The sequence below is a fragment of the Bacillus sp. JZ105 genome (assembly GCF_053903125.1).
The window spans coordinates 1,615,281-1,639,277 of sequence record NZ_CP096387.1; the positions used below are offsets into that span (position 1 = coordinate 1,615,281).

Consider the following 23,997-nt stretch of genomic DNA (forward strand, 5'->3'; position numbering starts at 1 on the left):
CATGTCAGCAAGAGATTTATCTGTTTTATTCAGTGTTATTTTAATTGTGGCGATGCTGGTCATACCGTTTCCGCCCATTTTATTAAGTATTTTAATCATTATTAATATTTCTCTTGCGCTTATCGTGCTTCTCACCACAATGAACATGCAAGAACCACTGCAATTTTCAATTTTTCCATCATTGCTTTTGCTCTTAACGCTGTTTCGTTTAGGGCTTAACATCTCTACAACACGTTCTATTCTTTCAACAGGAGATGCTGGAAAGGTTGTCGAAACGTTCGGTTCATTTGTTGTTGGAGGAAATATCCTCGTTGGTCTTGTTGTTTTCCTTATCCTGATTATCATTCAGTTTATTGTTATCACAAAAGGGGCAGAGCGTGTATCAGAGGTTGCGGCAAGATTTACACTCGATGCGATGCCAGGTAAACAAATGAGTATTGACGCAGATTTAAATGCAGGAATGCTGACCGAAAGTGAAGCAAGAAACCGCCGTGAAAAAGTAGCGAGAGAAGCAGACTTTTATGGAGCGATGGATGGTGCCAGTAAGTTCGTTAAAGGGGACGCCATCGCAGGTATTATCATCGTCATCATCAATATTATATTTGGAATCATTATCGGGATGCTTCAGCAAGGAATGTCGATTCAAGAATCAGCTTCCCACTTTACCCTATTAACGGTAGGGGACGGAATCGTTTCGCAAATTCCGGCACTTCTCATCTCAACCGCAACAGGGATTGTCGTGACGAGAGCCGCTTCTAACGGAAACCTTGGATCAGACATTACAGGGCAGCTCTTTGCATTCCCAGCCATGCTTTATGTGACAGCAGGCACGATCTTCCTTCTTGGACTGTTTACACCAATCGGCATCCTTTTGACAGGGCCGATCGCAGGTTTACTTGCCCTTGGCGCATACATGATGTCGAAAAACAAACAAGACCAAGAAGAAATCGAAGAGGTACTGGAGGAACAAGCAGAGGTAGAAGAGATGAAAAGTCCAGAAAGTGTTATTCATCTCCTGCAAATGGATGCCATTGAATTTGAATTTGGCTACGGTCTCATCCCGCTCGCTGATGCAAATCAGGGCGGTGACCTGTTAGACCGAATTGTGATGATCCGAAGGCAGCTTGCCCTCGAACTTGGTCTTGTCATTCCAGTCGTCCGGATCAGGGACAATATTGCACTGAACCCAAATGAATACCGGTTGAAAATTAAAGGGAACGAAGTAGCAAAAGGAGAGCTGCTGCTTGATCACTACTTAGCGATGTCCCCAACGCCTGATGATGATCCGATTGAAGGAATTGAAACAATCGAACCATCCTTTGGCCTGCCGGCTAAATGGATATCAGAAGCAGAAAAAGACCAGGCTGAGATGCTAGGCTATACGGTTGTGGACCCAGCGTCTGTTGTGTCTACTCACATCACAGAGAAGATTAGACAAAACACACACGAACTGCTCGGACGCCAAGAAACGAAGCAATTAATCGATCATCTGAAAGAAAGTTATCCTGTCTTAGTGGATGAGGTAACACCAAATCCGCTGGCAGTCGGTGATATTCAAAAAGTACTGGCGAAGCTGCTGAAAGAAAAGGTCTCTATCCGAAATCTTGTCACCATTTTTGAGACGCTTGCAGACTACGGAAAATTAACGACTGATACAGATTTATTAACAGAGTATGTTAGACAGGCGCTGGCAAGACAGATTACCGCACAGTATGCAAGAGAAAATGAATCGCTCAAAGTCGTGACATGCTCGGGCCGAGTAGAAAAGGTGATTGCAGACAGCGTTCAGCAGACAGAGCATGGCAACTACTTATCGTTAGATCCAGAATCCTCTGAAAGTGTGATTCAATCAGTGGCGAGAGAAATTGAACAGCTTTCGCTTCGTCAGGAAACGCCGGTTCTATTATGCTCACCTCCTATAAGAATGTACGTTAAGCAGTTGTTAGAAAGATATTTCCCAGATTTACCGGTACTATCTTATAACGAACTAGAAGCGAATGTGGAAGTACAGAGCATCGGAGTGGTGGATATCTAATGAAAATGAAAAAAATCACAGCAAATTCTATGCAGGAGGCAACGATTCAAATCAGGCAGCAGCTTGGGAAAGATGCCGTTATTTTAAATTCTAAAACCGTTGTCAAACGCAAACTGTTCGGTTTGAAGAAACAGCAAATGGTCGAAGTGATTGCAGTGCTGGATCAAGATTTCGAGGAAAGAGCTGGTAAAGGGTTAAACCCTGCGCCGCCTCTTCCAGTGTTACCAAAAAAGGAACAAGTTCAAAAGCTGCCCGAAGAGCCTTCATTTGCTCCCAAGGCGGCGAAACCAGCGCCTTCTCATACTCAGCCTTTAGAATATGTGAGGAATGAACGGCATGCGGGTATTCTGCCTGACCCTCTCATAGCAATCGATCAAAAGCTAAAGGATCAAGGGCTTGATGATGCCATTCGAGACGAATGCCTGAAGGGTCTTTTAACAAAGGGTGCGGTTAAAGAAGATCACATAAAAAAAGAACTTGAACAACTGCTGACAGATATGCTGCCAGCCAAAACCTCTGATGAGCCGATGATTTCTTCAAAATACATTGTACTGTTCGGTTCAACCGGAGCTGGTAAAACGACAACGATTGCAAAGCTGGCCGCTAAAACGGCCATTCAGCAGCAAAAGAAAATCGCTTTTATTACAACCGATACGTACCGGATTGCAGCGATCGAACAGCTGAAAACATATGCTGAACTGCTGAATGCACCGCTTGAGGTTTGTTATTCAAGAGAGGATTTTGTAAAAGCCCAACAGACCTTTAAAGAGTATGATCATATTTTCATCGATACAGCAGGCCGTAACTTTAAAGAAGAAGCGTATATCAAAGAGCTGACCGACATTATTCCATTTGATGAGAGCATTCAAAGTTTCCTCGTGATGAGTGCCACATCGAAGTATCAAGACATGAAAGCCATGGTCAAACGCTTTGAACACGTTCCAATCAATCAATTCATTTTTACAAAAGTAGATGAAACGGACACGATGGGAACCATTTTTCAAATCATTGCTGACTCTCAAATCAAACTTGGCTTTTTAACAAATGGTCAAAATGTGCCTGAGGATATTCTTGAAGGTTCTCCTCTTGAACTTACAAGGATGGTTTTACAATCATGAAGCCCGACCAAGCAGAAGGGTTAAGAAAACTAGTTCAGCAGAGTCAAATCATCACACCGGCTCCTCTTAACGCCGGCGGACAGGCAAAAACCATTGCCGTCATGAGCGGTAAAGGCGGGGTAGGTAAATCGAATTTGACCCTGAATATGGCACTGTCTATCGCAAGTACAGAGAGAAGAGTGTTAGTGATTGATCTTGATTTTGGGATGGGGAATATTGATATTTTACTAGGGAAAACATCGACTAGTTCTATATTAGATGTTCTCGTTAGAAAAAAATCCTTCCAAGCAGCCATGACAAAAGGAACGGACAACCTATATTACATTTCTGGCGGAAGCGGGCTTGAACAGCTGTTTTCTTTAGATAAAGATCAATGGTCGTTCTTTTTGGAAGAGATGGAAAGAATGATGCAGGACTTCGATTGTATTTTCTTCGATATGGGAGCCGGCTTGTCAAAAGATCAGCTGCCTTTTGTCTTATCGGCAGGAGAAGTGGTCGTTGTGACTACGCCAGAGCCAACATCCATCATGGATGCCTACAGCGCGATTAAACACTTAACCATTCATCAGTTTGAACGGTCTGTTCAAATCATTGTTAACCGGTGCAAAACCCCGACAGAAGGGTCTGAAACCTACCGGAAATTAGCAGGAGTGGTCACATCTTTTCTTCACAGAAAACTTGTATTTGCTGGCGCTGTGCCTGATGATCCTGCGGTTCCTAAAGCAGTATCAGAACAAATTCCATTTTATATGAAGCAGCCTCATTCAAGGCTGAGTAAAACCATTAAGATGCTGGCAGAAACACTATATCATCAGCAGATAAGAGAGGCACGGAGAGAACAGCATACGTTTATAGATAAGTTGTCCTCTTTTTTTAAAAGGAGGAAGGTGGACTCATGATTAGAGTGCTAGTAGTAGATGACTCGGCCTTTATGAGAAAGCTCATTAGTGATTTTCTAAGTGCCGAGCAAGAAATAGAAGTCGTCGGAACGGCGCGAAATGGGGAAGATGCCTTAAAACGGATCAAGGAACTGAATCCAGATGTTGTCACATTAGATGTGGAAATGCCTGTTTTAAATGGAACAGAAGCATTAAAACAAATTCTGGCTGAACACGACCTTGCCGTGATTATGGTGTCAAGCCAGACAAAGCAAGGAAAAGATTTAACCATCCATTGCTTAGAACTAGGTGCTTTTGACTTTGTGACAAAGCCTTCGGGAAGTATTTCGCTCGATCTGCACAAAGTGAGGGGGCAAATTGTAGAGCGGGTACTTGCAGCAGGACTATCAAGGAAACGCACTGAAGAGAAGGTGTCTCCTAAGCCGGTGATAAAGCCGCCAAGTCCAGTGGCTGCACCCCGGCTGCCATCTGTAAAAGGCAGCTCACTCCGAAAGATTATTACTATCGGAACATCTACAGGAGGACCAAGGGCGCTTCAACGAGTCGTCACGAAGCTGCCTAAGGACATCGAGGCACCTATATTGATTGTGCAGCATATGCCAGCAGGGTTCACAGCATCACTTGCTGCTAGGTTAGATCATTTATCACAAATTACGATTAAAGAAGCGCAAGATGGAGACATCGCGAAAAATGGAGTGGCTTACATAGCTCCTGGTGGAATGAATATGTCACTTCATGACCAAGGGGGGTCACTTGTTATCAGGCTGTCCCCTGAAGACACGGAAAGCCGGCACAAGCCATCTGTTAACTATTTATTTGAATCCATCAGCAGCATAAAGGGTTACGAGAAAATCGCTGTCATTATGACAGGTATGGGCAGTGACGGTACTGAAGGTGTCAAAAAAATGGTCGCAAGCGGTCATACGAAAGTCATTGCAGAAAAAGAAGAATCATGTGTTGTTTTCGGAATGCCTAAATCAGTCATTAAAGCAGGCCTTGCACATGAAACAAGGCATGTGGATGACATCGCACATGCAATTATAAGCTCCATGAAAAAAGAGAGGGCGTGAACACGTTGGATGTAAACCAATACTTAGATATCTTTTTAGATGAAAGCAGAGAACACTTACAAACTTGTAATGAAAAACTTCTTGATTTAGAAAAGAACCCAACCGACTTGCAGCTAGTGAATGATATATTCAGAGCCGCTCATACATTGAAAGGTATGAGTGCAACGATGGGCTTTGATGATATGGCTCACTTAACGCATCATTTAGAAAACATGTTTGATGCTATCCGTAATGAACAAATGATTGTCACTCCTGAGTCAATGGATACGATGTTCGAAGCACTCGATCATCTTGAAGCAATGGTTCAATCGATTGCAGAAGGAGGAGACGGGAAACGTGATGTCACAGAGATTAGTAAAAAGCTAGATGTGACAGGAAGCCATGCTGAGGCAGCTTCTAGCGTTGAAACAGCAGATGCATCAGCTGCTGCTAATGACTTAGATTATAACGAATTTGAACGAACAGTTCTTGATGAAGCGAGAGAGCAAGGCTTCAAATGCTATGAACTCAACGTGACATTAAGTGAAGCGTGCTTACTAAAAGCCGTTCGTGTCTATATGATTTTTGAAAGATTAAATGAAGCAGGCGAGGTTGTCAAAACCGTTCCAAATGCAGAACTGTTAGAATCAGAAGATTTTGAATCTGAATTCAGCATTTCTTATCTTTCTAAACAGCCGATGGACGAAGTGCAGAAAATCGTCACGGCGATCTCAGAGGTTGAGAAGGTTGAGATCTCTGAAGTCTCCGCATTTGAAGAAGCAGCTCCGGCTGAAAAACAAGAGGCGCAGCCTGAACAGAAAAAAGAACAAGTATCCGTTCCTGCTGCGAAAGCGCCAGCAAATGATGCGCCAAAAGCAAATGGCAATAACGGTGCAGCTGCCGGCGGAACGAAAACAATTCGTGTCAACATCGACCGTCTTGATTCTCTTATGAATCTATTTGAAGAACTTGTGATTGATAGAGGCCGATTAGAGCAGATTGCGAAAGAACTAGAAAATAACGAACTCACAGACACAGTCGAAAGAATGACTCGTATTTCTGGAGACCTGCAATCAATCATCCTGAACATGAGAATGGTACCTGTGGAAACTGTCTTTAACAGATTCCCGCGTATGATTCGTCAATTGACGAAAGAGCTTAATAAGAAAATTGAGCTTATTATTGAGGGTGCTGAGACGGAGCTTGATCGAACAGTGATCGACGAGATTGGTGATCCGCTCTTGCACTTACTTAGAAACAGTCTAGATCACGGGATTGAATCACCAGAAGAACGTGTGAAAAAAGGCAAGCCGGAAAAAGGTACGGTTCTATTAAAAGCGTACCATAGCGGAAACCACGTCTTCATTGAAGTAGAAGATGATGGCGGCGGGATTAACCGTAAAAAGGTGCTTGAAAAAGCATTAGAGCGCGGGGTTATCACAGAAAGAGAAGCAGAAACACTTGAAGATCATCAAATTGATTCATTGATCTTTGCAGCAGGATTCTCTACAGCTGATACGATTTCTGACATCTCAGGCCGCGGTGTAGGTCTTGACGTTGTGAAAAACAAGCTGGAATCACTTGGCGGATCTGTGAGCATTAACTCAACAGAAGGACAGGGTTCACTATTTTCGATCCAGCTTCCTCTTACATTATCGATTATTTCCGTTCTTCTTGTAAAACTAGAAGAGGAAACATTTGCGATTCCGATTTCTTCTATTATTGAAACGGCTGTCATTAAGAAAAGTGACATCCTGCAAACGCATGATCGTGAAGTGATTGATTTCCGCGGATTTATCGTACCGGTCGTGTACTTGAAGAAACAATTCCACGTACCAAATGCGAATGAATTAGAGGAAGAACTGCACATCATTGTTGTTCGTAAAGGAGACAAGCTGACAGCATTTGTGGTCGATTCATTTATTGGTCAGCAAGAGGTTGTATTGAAATCACTAGGAGATTATCTGCCAAACGTATTTGCGATATCCGGCGCAACGATCCTAGGTGACGGTCAAGTTGCACTCATCGTTGACTGTAATGCACTGATCAAGTAAAAAACAATAGAGGAGCGGTCTGAAATGAGTACAGATATCAAAACTGGCGAAAAGATGATTGTGTTTATCGTAAACAAAAAAGAATACGCCATTTCAGTATCAGAAGTAAAGTCCATTGAAAAATGGCAGCAGCCGACAAGAGTTCCTGGCGTTGCCCCTTATATATGCGGTGTTATTAATTTACGCGGTGTCGTGACACCTGTCATTGACCTGAGAGTCAGACTTGGTTCTACTGACAACGAAATTACAGATGAAACAAGAATGATCATTGTACAAGTTGGTGACATTGAAGTCGGCTGGATTGTTGATGAAGCAAATGATGTCATAACCGTCCATCAGGAAGAAGTAGAATCTTCTCCTGAATCAGCTGAAAAAGAAGGACAGTCATGGGTGACAGGTATCATTAAGCATGATCAGCGTCTTTTCAATATCATTCATGCCGGTGCTGTCCTCGACAAGAGCGTTCAAGGTGCACCTGTTCATTAAGGGGGATGTGAAATGAGCATTTTCAACGAAATTAAAGATGAACAGCTAGATATTTTAGGAGAGGTTGGGAATATCGGGGCAGGCCACGCAGCGTCTGCTCTTGCCAACCTATTGGATCGCAAAATCGATATGGCTGTTCCTTTTGTCAAGGTTCTCTCGTTTGAAGATTTAATGGATTTCTTTGGCGGTGCAGACCTTCCTGTTGCAAGTATTTTCCTGCGAATGGAAGGGGATTTAACCGGCTCAATCTTTTTCATTATGCCGTTTGAGCAAGCAGAGCAATTTGTAAGAGAGCTTGTCCAGGATCCGGCATTTGATATTGATACGATTCATGAACATGAGATGGGGACGTCAGCACTTCATGAACTTGGAAATATTTTAGCGGGCTCTTATTTATCAGCCCTTGCCGATTTAACAAAATTGCAGCTTTACCCAAGTGTTCCAGATGTCACGCTCGATATGTTCGGGGCTGTCATTAGTGAAGGGTTGATGCAATTCAGTCCTCTTGGTGATCAGGCGATTGTGATTGATACATCTATTTTTGATGATCAAAATAAGCAAGAGCTGAAAGGAAATATGTTTCTATTACCAGACTTTGAATCGTTTGAAAAACTATTCAAAGCATTAGGTAACCTATAATGAACGTGCAAATTCCGGCAGTTGTAAAGGTTGGTATTGCGGATGTTCAGCTTGTTAAATCACCGGACCGCATTCGGACATCCGGTCTTGGTTCCTGCGTAGGGCTTGTCTTGTTTGATCAAGACAAAAAGCTGGCAGGCCTTGTCCATGTTATGCTTCCAGATTCCTCTCTTTCAAAAGGGGCGGTGGAGAACTTGGCTAAATATGCAGATACAGGTGTCAAGCATACAATTGATTTGCTCTTAAAAGCAGGCGCACGCAAACATGCGCTAAAGGCAAAACTTGCTGGCGGAGCGGAAATGTTTAAGTTTAAGTCAACCAATGATCTAATGAGAATTGGACCTAGAAACGTTTCAGCTGTAAAAGAACATCTGTCTCTTCATCATATCCCGATTATTAGTGAGGATACAGGCGGAAACAGTGGCCGCACGATCGAATTCGATCCGCTTACGGCAGAGCTTGAGATCCGTACTGTGAAGCAAGGCATTATGAAGATATAACTAAGGAAGTATAGGGGGATAAAGATGCAATCCTTAAATTACGAAGATCAGGCGCTATGGGCTAGATGGAAAGAGTGGAAAGACCCAGCTGCTGGAGATGATCTTATGCGCCGCTATATGCCGCTCGTCACATATCATGTTGGAAGAATTTCCATCGGTCTCCCGAAGTCAGTGCATAAAGAAGACTTGATCAGTCTAGGGATGCTCGGTTTATATGATGCCCTTGAAAAATTTGATCCCGGAAGAGATCTGAAGTTTGATACATATGCATCCTTCAGAATCCGCGGGGCCATTATCGACGGTCTTCGTAAAGAGGACTGGCTGCCTCGTACATCAAGAGAAAAAACAAAAAAAGTAGAAGCGGCTATTGAAAAGCTTGAACAGCGTTATTTGCGTAATGTGACGCCGACAGAGGTGGCTGAGGAACTCGGCATGAGTGAACAGGATGTCGTCACAACGATGAATGAAGGATTCTTTGCAAATCTGCTCTCAATTGATGAGAAGCTGCATGATCAAGAAGACGGAGAGAACGTCCAAGTCATGATTCGCGACGAGAAGTCTGTGACTCCAGAAGAGAAAATGCTGAAAGATGAATTAATTGAACAGCTTTCTGAAAAAATCACAGAGCTTTCAGAAAAAGAAAAGCTTGTGATCAGTCTTTTCTATAAAGAAGAACTGACATTAACGGAAATCGGTCAAGTGCTCAATTTATCTACTTCGCGCATTTCGCAAATTCATTCAAAGGCCTTGTTCAAGCTTAAGCATCTGCTTGATAAAGCCATTCAATCTTAAAGAGTTAGTGAGTGAAAAAATATGTTATGGCTGATTAGCTTCATGCTTCATGCTGCACTTATTTATTTTGTGATTATTTTATATACGAGAATGAATTCGCTGAAGGCAACAGAACAAAAGCAGCGAGAACTTCTAGAAGAAACGGAAAATACCCTGGCTGCATTTTTGATGGAGGTCAAAGAAGAGAATGACAAACTATCAAAAGTGGCAGCCGCTTCCCCTGATTTTTCTGCTGAAGAGCTGAAATCGGATCTTCAGACACCAAAGCAGCCACAACCACCAATTGAATCCCAGCAATCGGTCGAAAGTGAAGATCCCGTACCAGAGCACCTGTCGGCTCTCCTTAGCGAAGTTGAGGTGCAGGAAGAGAAGGTAAACGAACCCGTTCCACAACTTGAAACAGAGGCTTCTCTGCCTTCTAAAAGTGAAATAGAAGAAACATTCGAGGACCAAGTGAAGACCCTATATGATGAAGGGCGGTCACTAGAAGAAATAGCGAAAGAAATGAAAACTGGCAAGACAGAAATCGAGCTTTTATTAAAATTTAGCGGAAAGCTGTAAAGGATTCTTGATTGTCAGTCCATCATGTGTTATATTATTTCTTGGTGTTAAATACACACGCTTAATGATTCGTATAAAGGTGCTGCCGTGGCGCAGTTTTATGTGAACATGACTTAAGCGGAGGAAAAAAAACCATTATATTAGGAGGCAACAAAATGTCAGTTATTTCTATGAAACAATTGCTAGAAGCTGGTGTTCACTTCGGTCACCAAACTCGCCGTTGGAACCCAAAAATGAAGCGTTACATCTTTACAGAGCGTAACGGTATCTACATCATCGACCTTCAAAAAACGGTGAAAAAAGTAGAGGAAGCTTACAACTTCACGAAAAACCTTGCTGCTGACGGAGGAAAAATCCTTTTCGTTGGTACGAAAAAGCAAGCACAAGATTCAGTGAAAGAAGAAGCAATCCGTTCTGGTATGTTCTATGTGAACCAACGCTGGCTTGGTGGAACTTTAACAAACTTTGAAACAATCCAAAAACGTATTAAACGTTTAAAAGATATTGAAAAAATGCAAGAAAACGGTACATTCGAAGTTCTTCCTAAGAAAGAAGTCGTTCAACTGAAAAAAGAATTAGAGCGTCTTGAAAAATTCCTAGGCGGAATCAAAGACATGAAGAGTCTTCCAGATGCACTTTTCATTATCGACCCTCGTAAAGAGCGTATTGCAGTTGCAGAAGCTCGTAAATTGAATATCCCAATCATCGGTATCGTTGACACAAACTGTGATCCAGACGAAATTGATGTTGTGATCCCTGCAAACGATGATGCAATCCGTGCTGTAAAACTTCTAACTGCTAAAATGGCAGATGCGATTCTTGAGTCTAAACAAGGCGAAGAAGAAGCTGTTGTAGAAGAAACGACAGAAACTGAAACAACAACTGCGTAACCTATTCAAAAGGTGATAAGAGGGAAATGCCTTTTATCACCTTTTTTTCACCTAGTAATCCGTGTTTTAACATAGAAGGAGGAAATGTAAAATGGCAATTACTGCTCAATTAGTTAAAGAACTGCGTCAAAAAACTGGTGCAGGTATGATGGACTGTAAAAAAGCGTTAACAGAAACTGATGGTGACATCGAGAAAGCAATCGACCTTCTAAGAGAAAAAGGAATCGCAAAAGCTGCGAAAAAAGCAGACCGTATTGCGGCAGAAGGATTAACTCTTATCAAAACTGACGGCAACACAGGCGTGATCCTAGAAGTGAACTCTGAGACGGATTTCGTTGCGAAAAACGAAGGATTCCAAGCACTTCTTAACGAACTTGCTGATCATTTGCTTGCTGCTAAACCTGCAACACTTGAAGAAGCTCATGCTTCTAAAATGGAAAACGGTTCAACAGTTGAAGAGCATATCACATCTGCAATTGCGAAAATCGGAGAGAAAATCACTCTACGCCGTTTCTCTGTCATCACAAAAGAAGATAATGCTGCATTCGGTTCTTACCTGCACATGGGCGGACGTATCGGTGTGTTAGCCGTTCTTAATGGAACAACTGACGAAGAACTTGCAAGAGACATCGCAATGCACGTTGCAGCTGTAAACCCTAAATACATTTCTCGTGACCAAGTGTCAGAAGAAGAAGCAAACCGTGAGCGTGAAGTACTAACACAGCAAGCGCTTCAAGAAGGAAAGCCTGAAAACATCGTAGCTAAAATGGTAGAAGGCCGTCTAAACAAATTCTTCGAAGAAATTTGCTTACTTGACCAAGCGTTCGTTAAAAACCCAGATGAAAAAGTGAAACAAGTTGTAGCTGCGAAAAACGCAACTGTTCAAACTTATGTTCGTTATGAAGTGGGCGAAGGTATTGAAAAACGTCAAGACAACTTTGCTGAAGAAGTTATGAGCCAAGTGAAAAAATAATGTTTGAAAAGCTCTCTGGGGCTTTTTTAGGGAGCACAAGCACTGTGTTCCCTATTTTTTAGAGGATATTGATTTACAAAAGGCAGTTTCTTACGCATAATAAGAGACGGTATAGTTTACACTTGGAGGTTATCATGAGCAAACCGAAATATAATCGCATTGTACTGAAGCTAAGTGGCGAAGCACTAGCGGGTGATGCTGGAAATGGAATTAACCCAACTGTCATTCAATCAATTGCAAAGCAAGTAAAAGAAATTGCAGAGCTTGATGTTGAAGTGGCAGTCGTTGTAGGCGGAGGAAACCTTTGGCGCGGAAAGACAGGCAGTGATCTAGGAATGGACCGTGCAACAGCAGACTACATGGGGATGCTGGCAACAGTGATGAACTCACTGGCGTTACAGGACAGCCTAGAAACGCTTGGCATTCAGTCAAGAGTGCAAACCTCTATCGAAATGAGACAGGTTGCAGAACCATACATAAGAAGAAAAGCGATCCGTCATCTTGAGAAGAAACGTGTCGTCATTTTTGCTGCTGGAACAGGGAACCCTTATTTCTCTACAGATACTACGGCAGCACTTCGTGCAGCAGAAATTGAAGCAGATGTCATTTTAATGGCGAAAAATAATGTAGATGGTGTCTACAGTGCTGATCCTCGTACAGATGCGGATGCAGTAAAATATGATAAGCTTTCATATCTTGATGTACTTAAAGAAGGGCTTGCTGTAATGGATTCTACTGCGTCCTCATTATGTATGGACAATGACATTCCATTAATCGTATTCTCCATTATGGAAGAAGGAAATATTAAACGTGCCGTAAACGGCGAATCAATCGGAACGATCGTGAGGGGGAAATAACGTGTCAAAAGAAGTGTTGAACCAAACGAAAGAAAAAATGGAAAAAGCCGTACAAGCATACGGACGTGAGCTTGCAACTGTTCGTGCAGGCCGCGCGAATGCTTCACTGCTTGATAAAGTGACAGTGGATTATTACGGTGCACAAACACCGCTTAACCAAATTGCGTCGATCACGGTGCCAGAAGCACGTATGCTGATTATCACACCTTACGATAAAACAGCAATCGGTGATATCGAAAAAGCGATCCAAAAGTCTGATCTTGGCATCACACCAACAAGTGACGGAAATGTGATCCGTATTGCGATTCCTGCGCTAACTGAAGAAAGACGTAAAGAGCTTGTGAAAGTCGTAAAAAAATACTCAGAAGAAGCAAAAGTAGCTGTTCGTAACGTGCGTCGTGATGCAAACGATGATTTGAAAAAGCTTGAGAAAAATGGGGAGATCACTGAAGATGAATTAAGATCATCAACAGAAGATGTCCAAAAATTGACAGATGAATATGTCGCTAAAATTGATGACGTGACGAAAGATAAAGAAAAAGAAATCATGGAAGTTTAAGAAAAAACTATGTACAATAGATAATAGTGAAAAGACCCTCTTCATGTTTACAGGGGGTTTTTTTGTTAATACTGTTGATGACTATATTATTTAGCGGGAACGCAACCTTTTTGGGTGATGGAGGAATCTCATGCTCAATATACTCAAAAATTGGAAGAATCAGCAAACAGCAGCTTCCAACTTAGAAAGCCTGACAAAAGAAGACATATTAAATGGAGAAATTCCTGAACATATCGCCATTATCATGGATGGGAACGGAAGATGGGCGAAAAAACGTGCTCTTCCACGGGTAGCAGGTCATCATGAAGGAATGAAAGTCGTCAAGCGCATGACAAAGCTTGCAAATGAGCTGAATGTCAAAGTGCTGACTTTGTATGCTTTCTCTACGGAAAATTGGAAACGTCCAAAACTAGAAGTAGACTTTTTAATGAAACTTCCTGAAGAATTTTTAAACATCTACCTGCCTGAACTCATCGAGGAGAATGTCCGTGTGCGTTTAACAGGTGATCCAGACGGCCTCCCGCAGCATACGAAAAAAGCGGTAGAGAACGCAGTAAAGAGTACGGCGAATAACGACGGGCTCGTTTTGAACTTTGCGCTCAACTATGGAGGGCGCACAGAAATCGTCTCCGCATGCAGACAAATTTCTGAAAAGGTCAAAGAAGGTAAGCTTCGAGCAGAAGACATCACAGAAGAGATGTTTTCAGCTTATTTAATGACAGAATCTCTTCAAGATCCGGATTTGCTCATTCGCACGAGTGGAGAAATTAGATTAAGCAACTTTATGCTTTGGCAAATTGCGTACAGCGAGTTTGTCTTTACGGATGTGCTATGGCCTGACTTTTCTGATGAGCACCTTATAGGCGCTATCGGAGAGTACCAGCGCCGCGGCCGGAGGTTCGGTGGACTTTAGAGGGTGGTGCAGATGAAACAAAGAATTTTGACGGGTGTTTTGGCAGCTGCAGTCTTTTTGCTTGCAGTTATATATGGACAGATGCCATTTACCCTGCTGATTTATTTAATGGGAAGTGTCGCTCTCTTTGAGCTTTTAAGAATGAAAAAGATCTCGATTTTCAGCTTTCCTGGTATTGTCAGCTTAATATTGCTTTGGCTTTTAATGGGCGGAGACAACAGCTTCTTCCCAAACGTGGACGCATCAAAAATGCAGATTGCTTTATTTGCAGTCTTAATACTTTTAACTTATACAGTTTTGAGCAAAAACTCTTTCACATTCGATGAGGTTGCTTTTGTTGTATTAGCCACATTATATATTGGCGTTAGTTTCTATTACTTTATCCAAATTAGAGGCTTATACGGGATGAGTGCGATCTTCTTCGCAGCAGTGATTATTTGGTCTACTGATTCAGGAGCCTATTTTATTGGGAAATCTATGGGGAAACGAAAGCTTTGGCCAGAAATCAGCCCAAACAAAACAGTAGAAGGATTTATCGGCGGAATCGTCACAGCGGTCGTGTTGTCACTTGTGTTTCAGGCGGTTACAGGATTTTTGCCATCATATCTGCTTGTGATGTTTATTACTCTTTTACTCAGTATCTTCGGACAGCTTGGCGACCTTGTGGAATCTGCTTTAAAGCGTCATTATCACGTGAAGGATTCAGGGACAATTCTCCCTGGCCATGGCGGGATTTTGGACAGGTTTGACAGCTTTTTATTCGTTCTGCCGTTTTTATACTTACTGCTTGCAACGTTTGCCAGCTAACCTCATAGAAACTTATTGAACGAGAGAAGGAGTGGCAATTTGAAATATATTTCACTATTAGGCGCAACAGGATCAATTGGAGAACAAACGTTAGATGTGATCAGTCAGCACCCTGACAAGTTTAAGCTGGAAGCCATGACATTTGGCAGAAATATAGCAAAGGCGATTCCAATCATTGAGCGCTTTCAGCCTGAATTCGTCGGCTGTGTAGACGAAGAAACCTATCACATGCTAAAAAATCATTCATTTGCATACGATGTGAAGCTGGCTGCTGGTCATGAAGCCAACATTGAAGCAGCGACCTATGATGCAGTGGACGTAGTGGTCAATGCACTTGTAGGAAGTGTTGGACTTGTTCCAACATTAAAGGCCATTGAACAAAAAAAGACGATTGCACTCGCAAATAAGGAAACACTTGTAACAGCTGGTCATATAGTAAAAGAGTACGCCAAAACTTATGATGTACCTTTACTTCCTGTCGATAGTGAGCATTCCGCTATTTTTCAATGCCTGCAAGGTGAACAAGCTAAAAATATTGAACGCTTAATCGTGACAGCTTCAGGCGGTAGTTTCCGAGATAAAAAACGAACTGAACTTGAAGGTGTTACGGTTGAAGAAGCGCTGAACCACCCGAACTGGTCGATGGGAGCGAAAATCACCATTGATTCAGCGACGATGATGAATAAAGGGCTCGAGGTGATCGAGGCACATTGGTTGTTTGATATCCCTTATGAACAAATTGATGTGCTGCTACATAAAGAGAGCATTATCCATTCGATGGTGGAATTTCACGACAAAAGCGTCATGGCTCAGTTAGGGACACCTGACATGAGAGTACCTATTCAATATGCACTCACATACCCTGACAGGGCGCCGTTACAAGAAGCGAAATCATTGAACCTTTGGGAGATTGGACAATTGAATTTCCAAAAAGCGGATTTTGACAGGTATCGCTGCTTACATTTTGCTTATGAATCAGGTAAAATAGGAGGGACAATGCCTGCTGTACTTAATGCAGCAAATGAAATGGCAGTCGATGCATTTCTGAAAGGCAAAGTAACGTTCCTGCAAATTGAAGAATTGATTGAAAAGGCACTAATCAGACATCATGTGATTTCAACGCCTAGTTTGCAAGATATCCATGAAGTGGACAAAGATACACGAGACTTTGTTCAATCAATCCTCACATAAGGTGGTATGTTCGTGAATACAGTGATTGCGTTTATTATTATTTTTGGAACGCTCGTTTTTTTCCACGAGCTTGGCCATTTAATTATGGCGCAGCGCGCGGGGATTTTATGCCGCGAGTTCGCAATTGGTTTTGGGCCGAAAATTTTCTCCTTTAAACGAAAAGAAACCGTTTATACCATTAGACTTCTCCCTATTGGCGGATTTGTTAAAATGGCTGGAGAGGACCCTGAAGTCATCGAAATTAAACCAGGTCATACAGTGGGGCTCTTATTCAATGAGCAAAATGAAGTAGAAAAGATCATTTTAAATGATAAAGAAAAATATCCTGATGCACTTGTCATCGAAGTTGAGCAGATTGATTTAGATCATGCCATGAGAATCTCGGGATATGAAGCTGGAAATGAAGATATTCTGACTGGCTACAATGTCAGTCAAACAAGCTTCTATATTGCAGATGGTGAAGAAATTCAAATCGCACCATACAATCGTCAATTTGGTTCAAAAACGGTATGGCAGCGAATTAAAGCCATCGCAGCTGGACCGATTATGAACTTTATCCTGGCGTATGTGATTTTGGTTGCTTTAGGTTTTATTCAAGGGGTAACCGTTGATGATCCTGTACTCGGTAAGCTGACGAAAGACGGCCGGGCGGCTGAAGCTGGACTCATGCAGGGAGATCACATCGTGTCCATTAACGGCGAGAAAATGAATTCTTGGACAGACGTCGTTCAAACAGTTCAAAAGAACCCTGAGAAAAAAATGAATGTCGTTATTGACCGAGACGGCAAAGAAAGCACTGTGCAGGTTGTACCAGAAGCTGTGAAAGCAGATGGGAAAAGCATTGGCCGTTTCGGATCATATCCGCCAACGGAAAATGGATTTTTGAAAGTCATATCATCTTCTGGAACAACTGTCGTTTCAACGGCAGGTCTGATCTTAACGAACTTGCAAAAAATTGTCACAGGACAATTTTCACTAGATATGTTAGCAGGTCCTGTTGGAATTTATGACATGACAGGAGAAGTAGCCAAACAAGGTGTGTTAACATTAATGCAGTTTGCGGCGTTCCTCAGTATCAACCTTGGCATCGTGAATTTGTTACCGATTCCTGCATTAGACGGAGGACGTTTACTATTCTTAGTTGTTGAAGCCATTCGCGGTAAACCAATTAATCGTGAGAAGGAAGCACTTGTTGTCTTTATCGGTGTTGCTTTCCTCATGCTGTTAATGTTAGTGGTAACGTGGAATGACATTCAGCGGTTATTTTTATAAAAACCATTCTCTCTTGTTTCTCATTCCGGGAAACAAGAGTTTTTGTGAGAAGTCCTATTTCATAAATGAGGTGTAACGACATGAGACAATCCCTGACTTTTATTCCGACTCTTCGAGAGGTGCCGGCAGATGCTGAGGCAAAAAGTCATCAACTCTTAGTAAGAGCTGGGTTTATTAGACAAAATACAAGTGGAATCTATCATTATCTGCCGCTTGCGCATAAAGTCATCCAGCATATTCAATCGATCGTCCGCAAGGAAATGGAAAAGGCAGGCGCAGCTGAGCTGCTAATGCCAGTGCTGCAGCAGGCTGAAATGTGGCAAGAGTCAGGAAGATGGTATACATACGGTCCAGAACTGATGCGTATGAAGGATCGCCATGGCCGCGAATTTGCGCTTGGTCCAACCCACGAAGAAGTGATCACATCACTAGTACGCAGCGAAGTGAAATCTTATAAGAAACTTCCTTTAACGCTATATCAAATTCAATCAAAATTCCGTGATGAACAGAGACCGCGCTTTGGACTGCTGCGCGGACGTGAATTTATCATGAAGGATGCATACTCATTCCATTCTTCACCAGAAAGCCTTGATGAGACATACAACAAAATGTTTACGGCTTACTCTAATGTGTTCTCAAAAGTGGGTCTCAATTTTAGACCAGTCATTGCAGATTCTGGGGCAATGGGAGGAAAAGATACGCATGAGTTCATGGCGCTCTCAGAAGTCGGAGAGGATACCATCGCTTATTCTGATACTTCCTCATATGCTGCAAACATTGAAATGGCTGAGGCTGTATATCACGGAGAAGAAGCAAATCCTGCGGACTTCAAAGAGCTTGAAAAAGTCCACACGCCGCAAGCGAAAACCATTCAAGATGTGGCTGGATTTTTAGAAGTTGATCCTTCTGCTTGCATTAAATCTGTTTTGTTTAAAGCAGATGATGCGTATGTTCTCATTCTTACTAGAGGCGACCATGAAGTAAATGATGTGAAAGTGAAAAACTTAGTAGGAGCACAGCTTGTCGAGCTTGCTTCACGTGAAGAAGTGCTGGAAGTCATTGGAACTGAGCCTGGATTTATCGGACCTGTTAAACTGGAAGCAGAAGTCGATATTTATGCGGACCTTGCTGTGAAAGGAATGACAAATGCAGTCGCTGGTGCAAACGAAGCGGATTATCATTATGTCAATGTCAACCCTGCACGTGATGTGTCAGTGAAAGAATTCACAGATCTTCGCTTGATTCAAGAAGGAGATGTTTCTCCAGATGGGAAAGGTACAATCCAGTTTGCTAAAGGGATTGAAGTAGGACAAGTCTTTAAACTGGGCACTCGTTATTCTGAGTCAATGGATGCAACGTACCTCGATGAGAATGGTCGTGCGCAGCCAATGATTATGGGCTGCTATGGCATCGGTATCTCTAGAACGCTGTCAGCGATTGTTGAACAGCATCACGATGAGAAAGGAATCATTTGGCCAGAAACAGTGGCACCATATGATCTTCACCTCCTTGCATTAAATATGAAAAACGATGCGCAGAAAGAACTAGCTGAAACGTTGTACGAGCGCTTAGAAGCTGAAGGCTTTGACGTACTTTTCGATGACCGCCAGGAGCGTGCGGGAGTAAAATTTGCAGACAGTGATTTAATTGGACTGCCAATTCGCATTAGCTGCGGAAAACGTTCAGAAGAAGGTATAGTAGAAGTGAAGTTTAGAAAATCAGGTGAATCACATGAAGTATCTGTTGATGATTTGATTTCATTTATACGCCAAGCATAAAACGAACAAAAAAATGAAGGTACCTCCTGTAGAAAAGAGGTACCTTTCTGATTGACAAAAGGAGGGTCCTGTCTTGGATGAACAATTACCGATCACACGGCGGCAATTTCATATATTACTCAATCAGATTCAAATGACAGATGATGACCTCAGTCGTTACTTTGAAGAAGGAGAAATCGTCAAATTGACGGTGCACAAGGCGACGAAAACATGGCATTTCCTTTTTAAATTTAAAGCGCTTTTGCCTTACAAAGTATACGCCATGTTTCTCAGCAGACTGACAAATGCATTTTCACATATTGCACAAATCACTTGTACGATTGAAGTGAGTGATCCGCACATATCTGAAGAACTCGTGCAATCGTACTGGTCACATTGTGTGGAAGAACTTCAAGGAATTTCTCCCCCAATCATCAGCTTGCTTCAGCAGCAAAAACCATCGCTGTCTGGACATAAAATCATCATTAAAACGAAAAGCGAAACAGAGGCACTCGCTATTAAGAAGAAGTACAGTCCGATGCTCCAGGCCGCATTTAAACAAGTGGGCTTTCCAGAGTTGCAATTTGATACAGAAATTTTTGTATCAGATCAAGAGATTCAGAAGTTTAGAGAACAAAAGCTTGCTGAAGATCAAGAAAGAGCCATGCAAGCCCTCACTGAGATGGAGAAGAAAGAAAGTGAGGAGCAGAATGAAGCTCCGTCAGGCCCTCTGATGATTGGCTATCAAATCAAAGATAATGAAGAAATTCGTACGCTTGATAGTATCATGGACGAGGAAAGAAGAATTACCGTTCAAGGCTACGTATTCGATGCAGAAACGCGTGAGCTGAAAAGCGGGAGAACACTTTGTATCTTTAAGATCACAGATTATACAAACAGTATTTTGATCAAAATGTTTGCAAGAGAAAAAGAAGATGCTCAGCTGATGAAATCATTGAAAAAAGGCATGTGGGTGAAAGCAAGAGGAAGCATTCAAAATGATACGTTTGTCAGAGATCTTGTCATGATCGCTAATGATGTCAATGAAATGAAACCGCAGCTGAAAGAAGATACAGCACCTGAGGGTGAAAAGCGTGTGGAGCTTCATTTACATTCCCCTATGAGCCAAATGGATGCTGTCACTGGCATTGGCAGACTTGTTGAACAAGCAAAAAAATGGGGGCATGAAGCAATTGCCCTGACAGATCATGCCGTTGTACAATCCTTCCCAGATGCGTATGCAGCGAGTAAAAAGCATGGCATCAAAATGATGTACGGTGTGGAAATCAACTTAGTGGACGACGGGGTACCGATTGCATATAACCCAGAGCACCGCTTGTTAGAGGATGCGACCTATGTCGTATTCGACGTAGAGACAACTGGACTTTCAGCTGTTTATGACACGATTATTGAGCTGGCAGCAGTGAAAATAAAAGGCGGGGAAATCATTGACCGCTTTGAGGCGTTTGCAAATCCCCATCACCCGTTATCAGCGACCACCATCGAATTAACAGGTATCACCGATGATATGGTGAGAGATGCACCAGATGTCGTCGACGTTGTACGGGATTTCAAAGAATGGATTGGACAAGATATCCTTGTTGCGCACAATGCGAGCTTTGATATGGGCTTTTTAAATGCTGCGTATAAACGGTTGTTAAAAACAGATAAAGCGTCAAACCCTGTCATTGATACACTTGAACTTGGCCGGTTCCTTTACCCAGAATTTAAAAATCACCGGCTGAACACCCTTTGTAAAAAGTTCGATATTGAACTGACGCAGCATCACCGGGCAATTTATGATGCAGAGGCGACAGGCTATCTCATGCTGAAGATGCTAAAAGATGCGGCTGAAAAAGAAATTGCCTATCACGACCAATTGAATGAAAACATGGGGCAGTCGAATGCTTACCAGCGCTCACGTCCTTACCATGCGACTTTGATTGCTCAAAATGAGACAGGTCTTAAGAATTTATTTAAGCTTGTTTCACTTTCTCATATTCATTATTTCTACCGGGTCCCGCGTATTCCGCGCTCCCAGCTTGAGAAATATCGAGAAGGTTTAATTGTTGGGTCTGCTTGTGATAAGGGTGAGGTATTTGAAGGAATGATGCAAAAGTCACCTGATGAGGTGGAAGACATTGCAGCATTTTATGACTATTTAGAGGTACATCCGCCAGAAGTATATCAGCACCTGCTGCAGCTTGAGCTTGTTCGAGATGAACGTGCGTTAAAAGAAATCATCACAAACATTGTCAAACTTGGCGAAAAGCTGAATAAACCAGTTGTGGCAACTGGAAATGTACATTACCTGCATCCAGAGGACAAAATTTATCGTAAAATCTTAATTTCATCACAGGGTGGAGCGAATCCGCTGAACCGCCATGAACTGCCAAAAGTTCATTTTAGAACGACAGATGAAATGCTCGAAGCCTTCTCCTTCCTAGGAGACGAAAAAGCGAAAGAGATCGTCGTCACAAATACGCAAAAAGTATCTGGGATGGTCGAAAGCATTAAACCTATCAAAGATGATCTTTACACACCAAAAATTGAAGGTGCAGATGAAGAAATACGGGAAATGAGCTATCAAATGGCGCGCAGCATCTACGGAGAAGACCTGCCGAAAATCGTAGAAGACCGTATTGAGAAAGAATTAAAAAGTATTATCGGTCATGGCTTCGCCGTTATTTACTTAATCTCTCATAAGCTCGTAAAAAAATCACTTGATGATGGATATCTCGTTGGTTCAAGGGGATCTGTCGGCTCCTCTCTTGTTGCGACATTAACAGAGATTACTGAAGTGAATCCACTTGCACCTCATTATGTATGCCCAAGCTGTAAGCACTCTGAGTTCTTTAATGACGGATCTGTTGGTTCAGGCTTTGACCTTCCTGATAAGGACTGTCCAGAATGTGGAGCGCCGTATAAAAAAGATGGCCATGATATTCCGTTTGAAACGTTCTTAGGTTTTAAAGGAGACAAAGTCCCTGATATTGACTTGAACTTCTCAGGCGAATATCAGCCGATCGCACATAACTATACGAAAGAGTTGTTCGGTGAAGATTATGTATACCGAGCAGGTACGATTGGTACCGTTGCAGAAAAAACAGCATATGGTTACGTAAAAGGCTATGCAGGAGATCATAACCTTCATATGAGAGGCGCTGAAATCGACCGGCTTGTACAAGGCTGTACAGGAGTAAAACGGACAACAGGCCAGCATCCAGGCGGGATTATCGTTGTGCCGGATTATATGGACATTTACGATTTCTCCCCTATTCAATACCCAGCAGATGCGACAGGTTCCGATTGGAAGACGACACATTTTGATTTCCATTCGATCCACGATAACTTGTTGAAGCTGGATATTCTTGGGCACGATGATCCAACGGTTATTCGTATGCTTCAAGATTTAAGCGGAATCGATCCAAAAACGATTCCAACAGATGACCCTGAAGTCATGAAGATTTTCCAAGGGACAGAGCCACTAGGTGTCACAGAAGAGCAAATTGGCTGTAAAACAGGCACACTCGGTATCCCGGAATTTGGGACAAGATTTGTTCGGCAAATGCTAGAGGATACAAAACCAACGACCTTCTCAGAGCTTGTTCAGATTTCTGGACTATCACACGGTACGGATGTTTGGCTTGGAAATGCGCAAGAGCTCATTCACAATAAAACGTGTGAACTAAGTGAAGTAATTGGGTGCCGTGATGATATTATGGTCTATCTCATCTATCAAGGCTTAGAGCCGTCACTTGCCTTTAAAATCATGGAATCTGTTCGTAAAGGAAAGGGGCTTCCTCCTGAATGGGAAGAAGAAATGAAGAATAATAATGTACCAAACTGGTATATTGATTCTTGTAAAAAAATTAAATACATGTTCCCTAAAGCCCACGCGGCTGCTTATGTATTAATGGCTGTTCGTATTGCTTATTTCAAGGTGCATCATGCACTCCTGTACTATGCGGCTTACTTTACCGTTCGTGCGGATGACTTTGATATTGAAACGATGACAAAAGGATCGAATGCGATTCGAGCCGTTATGGACGATATTAATTCAAAAGGTTTAGATGCATCACCGAAAGAAAAGAACCTATTAACTGTACTAGAACTTGCACTTGAAATGTGTGAAAGAGGCTACCACTTCAAAAAAGTTGACCTTTACCGCTCAAGTGCAACAGAGTTTATCATTGACGGAGACGGATTAATACCGCCATTTAACTCGATCCCCGGTCTCGGTACAAACGTTGCGTTAAATATTGTCCGCGCGCGGCAAGATGGGGAATTCCTCTCAAAAGAAGATTTACAAAAACGCGGAAAAGTGTCGAAGACCATCCTTGAATATTTAGATCGTCAAGGCTGTTTAGAATCACTTCCTGATCAAAACCAGCTTTCTTTATTTTAACATGATGAATAAGAGCGCCCTAAAAGGGCGTTCTTTTCTATATATACAATAATTTTATTATGTTAACTAATAAAGATTTCTCATCAACTGGAATTATTTTCTTATTCGTTCATATATCTTGATTTAGCGTGATGTTTTAAGAGAAGAGATTGTATGTCATTCTTTCTACCCAAATAGAGCTCAAAAGAGAAATTCGCCGTCTGAAATGTTCTCAAGCGACATATGATCATTCTGGGT

The 23,997-nt window shown here is 42.2% G+C and carries 20 protein-coding genes; all 20 read left to right on the forward strand.

What is annotated here, in order from left to right; genetic code table 11:
• The first annotated feature begins 1 nt into the window (after position 1).
• The 20 genes from flhA to M1D81_RS08325 all read left to right on the forward strand — a co-directional run bounded on the left by flhA (position 2) and on the right by M1D81_RS08325 (position 23,760).
• Entirely contained in the window at positions 2-2,035 is a 2,034-nt protein-coding gene (gene flhA / locus M1D81_RS08230; protein ID WP_456265087.1) for a flagellar biosynthesis protein FlhA, read from the forward strand.
• Positions 2,035-3,153, forward strand: a complete 1,119-nt coding sequence (flhF, locus tag M1D81_RS08235; RefSeq protein WP_456265086.1) for a flagellar biosynthesis protein FlhF — start codon at positions 2,035-2,037, stop codon at positions 3,151-3,153. The genes flhA and flhF overlap by 1 nt, the downstream gene beginning before the upstream one ends.
• Positions 3,147-4,052 (forward strand): MinD/ParA family protein, encoded by a 906-nt coding sequence (locus M1D81_RS08240; RefSeq protein WP_456267142.1) that lies wholly within the window; start codon positions 3,147-3,149, stop codon positions 4,050-4,052. Before flhF ends, M1D81_RS08240 begins: the two co-directional genes overlap by 7 nt.
• Complete coding sequence (locus tag M1D81_RS08245) at positions 4,049-5,122, forward strand: protein-glutamate methylesterase/protein-glutamine glutaminase (protein WP_456265085.1); 1,074 nt, start codon at positions 4,049-4,051, stop codon at positions 5,120-5,122. Before M1D81_RS08240 ends, M1D81_RS08245 begins: the two co-directional genes overlap by 4 nt.
• Positions 5,123-5,127: 5 nt before the next feature.
• Positions 5,128-7,155, forward strand: coding sequence for a chemotaxis protein CheW (locus tag M1D81_RS08250; protein ID WP_456265084.1), 2,028 nt, complete (start codon positions 5,128-5,130; stop codon positions 7,153-7,155).
• Positions 7,156-7,179: 24 nt separating this feature from the next.
• A complete protein-coding gene (locus tag M1D81_RS08255; protein ID WP_024424157.1) occupies positions 7,180-7,641 on the forward strand; it encodes a chemotaxis protein CheW in 462 nt (153 codons plus the stop codon).
• Positions 7,642-7,653: 12 nt separating this feature from the next.
• Positions 7,654-8,280, forward strand: coding sequence for a chemotaxis protein CheC (locus M1D81_RS08260; protein WP_024424156.1), 627 nt, complete (start codon positions 7,654-7,656; stop codon positions 8,278-8,280).
• Positions 8,280-8,780, forward strand: coding sequence for a chemotaxis protein CheD (locus tag M1D81_RS08265; protein ID WP_024424155.1), 501 nt, complete (start codon positions 8,280-8,282; stop codon positions 8,778-8,780). The genes M1D81_RS08260 and M1D81_RS08265 overlap by 1 nt, the downstream gene beginning before the upstream one ends.
• Positions 8,781-8,804: 24 nt before the next feature.
• The gene (locus tag M1D81_RS08270) at positions 8,805-9,572 is read left to right on the forward strand and encodes a FliA/WhiG family RNA polymerase sigma factor (RefSeq protein ID WP_024424154.1); all 768 of its coding nucleotides are present in this window, start codon (positions 8,805-8,807) and stop codon (positions 9,570-9,572) included.
• A 21-nt stretch (positions 9,573-9,593) separates the two neighbouring features.
• Positions 9,594-10,133, forward strand: a complete 540-nt coding sequence (locus M1D81_RS08275; RefSeq protein WP_024424153.1) for a hypothetical protein — start codon at positions 9,594-9,596, stop codon at positions 10,131-10,133.
• A gap of 155 nt (positions 10,134-10,288) precedes the next feature.
• Positions 10,289-11,023 carry a 30S ribosomal protein S2 gene (rpsB, locus tag M1D81_RS08280; RefSeq protein ID WP_024426991.1) on the forward strand — a complete coding sequence of 245 codons (735 nt, stop codon included), beginning with the start codon at positions 10,289-10,291 and terminating at the stop codon, positions 11,021-11,023.
• 91 nt (positions 11,024-11,114) lie between these two features.
• Positions 11,115-11,996 (forward strand): translation elongation factor Ts, encoded by an 882-nt coding sequence (tsf, locus tag M1D81_RS08285; RefSeq protein WP_024424151.1) that lies wholly within the window; start codon positions 11,115-11,117, stop codon positions 11,994-11,996.
• A 134-nt stretch (positions 11,997-12,130) separates the two neighbouring features.
• Entirely contained in the window at positions 12,131-12,853 is a 723-nt protein-coding gene (gene pyrH, locus M1D81_RS08290; RefSeq protein WP_008344767.1) for a UMP kinase, read from the forward strand.
• Position 12,854: 1 nt separating this feature from the next.
• On the forward strand, positions 12,855-13,412 hold the full coding sequence (gene frr / locus M1D81_RS08295) for a ribosome recycling factor (protein WP_024424150.1): 558 nt from the start codon (positions 12,855-12,857) through the stop codon (positions 13,410-13,412).
• Positions 13,413-13,542: 130 nt separating this feature from the next.
• Positions 13,543-14,325 carry an isoprenyl transferase gene (locus M1D81_RS08300; protein ID WP_456265083.1) on the forward strand — a complete coding sequence of 261 codons (783 nt, stop codon included), beginning with the start codon at positions 13,543-13,545 and terminating at the stop codon, positions 14,323-14,325.
• A gap of 12 nt (positions 14,326-14,337) precedes the next feature.
• Complete coding sequence (locus M1D81_RS08305) at positions 14,338-15,132, forward strand: phosphatidate cytidylyltransferase (RefSeq protein ID WP_024424148.1); 795 nt, start codon at positions 14,338-14,340, stop codon at positions 15,130-15,132.
• A 39-nt stretch (positions 15,133-15,171) separates the two neighbouring features.
• Positions 15,172-16,323 (forward strand): 1-deoxy-D-xylulose-5-phosphate reductoisomerase, encoded by a 1,152-nt coding sequence (dxr, locus tag M1D81_RS08310; protein WP_456265082.1) that lies wholly within the window; start codon positions 15,172-15,174, stop codon positions 16,321-16,323.
• 6 nt (positions 16,324-16,329) lie between these two features.
• Entirely contained in the window at positions 16,330-17,595 is a 1,266-nt protein-coding gene (gene rseP / locus M1D81_RS08315) for an RIP metalloprotease RseP (RefSeq protein ID WP_456265081.1), read from the forward strand.
• Between the two features lie 80 nt (positions 17,596-17,675).
• Entirely contained in the window at positions 17,676-19,373 is a 1,698-nt protein-coding gene (locus tag M1D81_RS08320; protein ID WP_456265080.1) for a proline--tRNA ligase, read from the forward strand.
• A 73-nt stretch (positions 19,374-19,446) separates the two neighbouring features.
• On the forward strand, positions 19,447-23,760 hold the full coding sequence (locus tag M1D81_RS08325; protein WP_456270894.1) for a PolC-type DNA polymerase III: 4,314 nt from the start codon (positions 19,447-19,449) through the stop codon (positions 23,758-23,760).
• Positions 23,761-23,997: the final 237 nt, after the last annotated feature.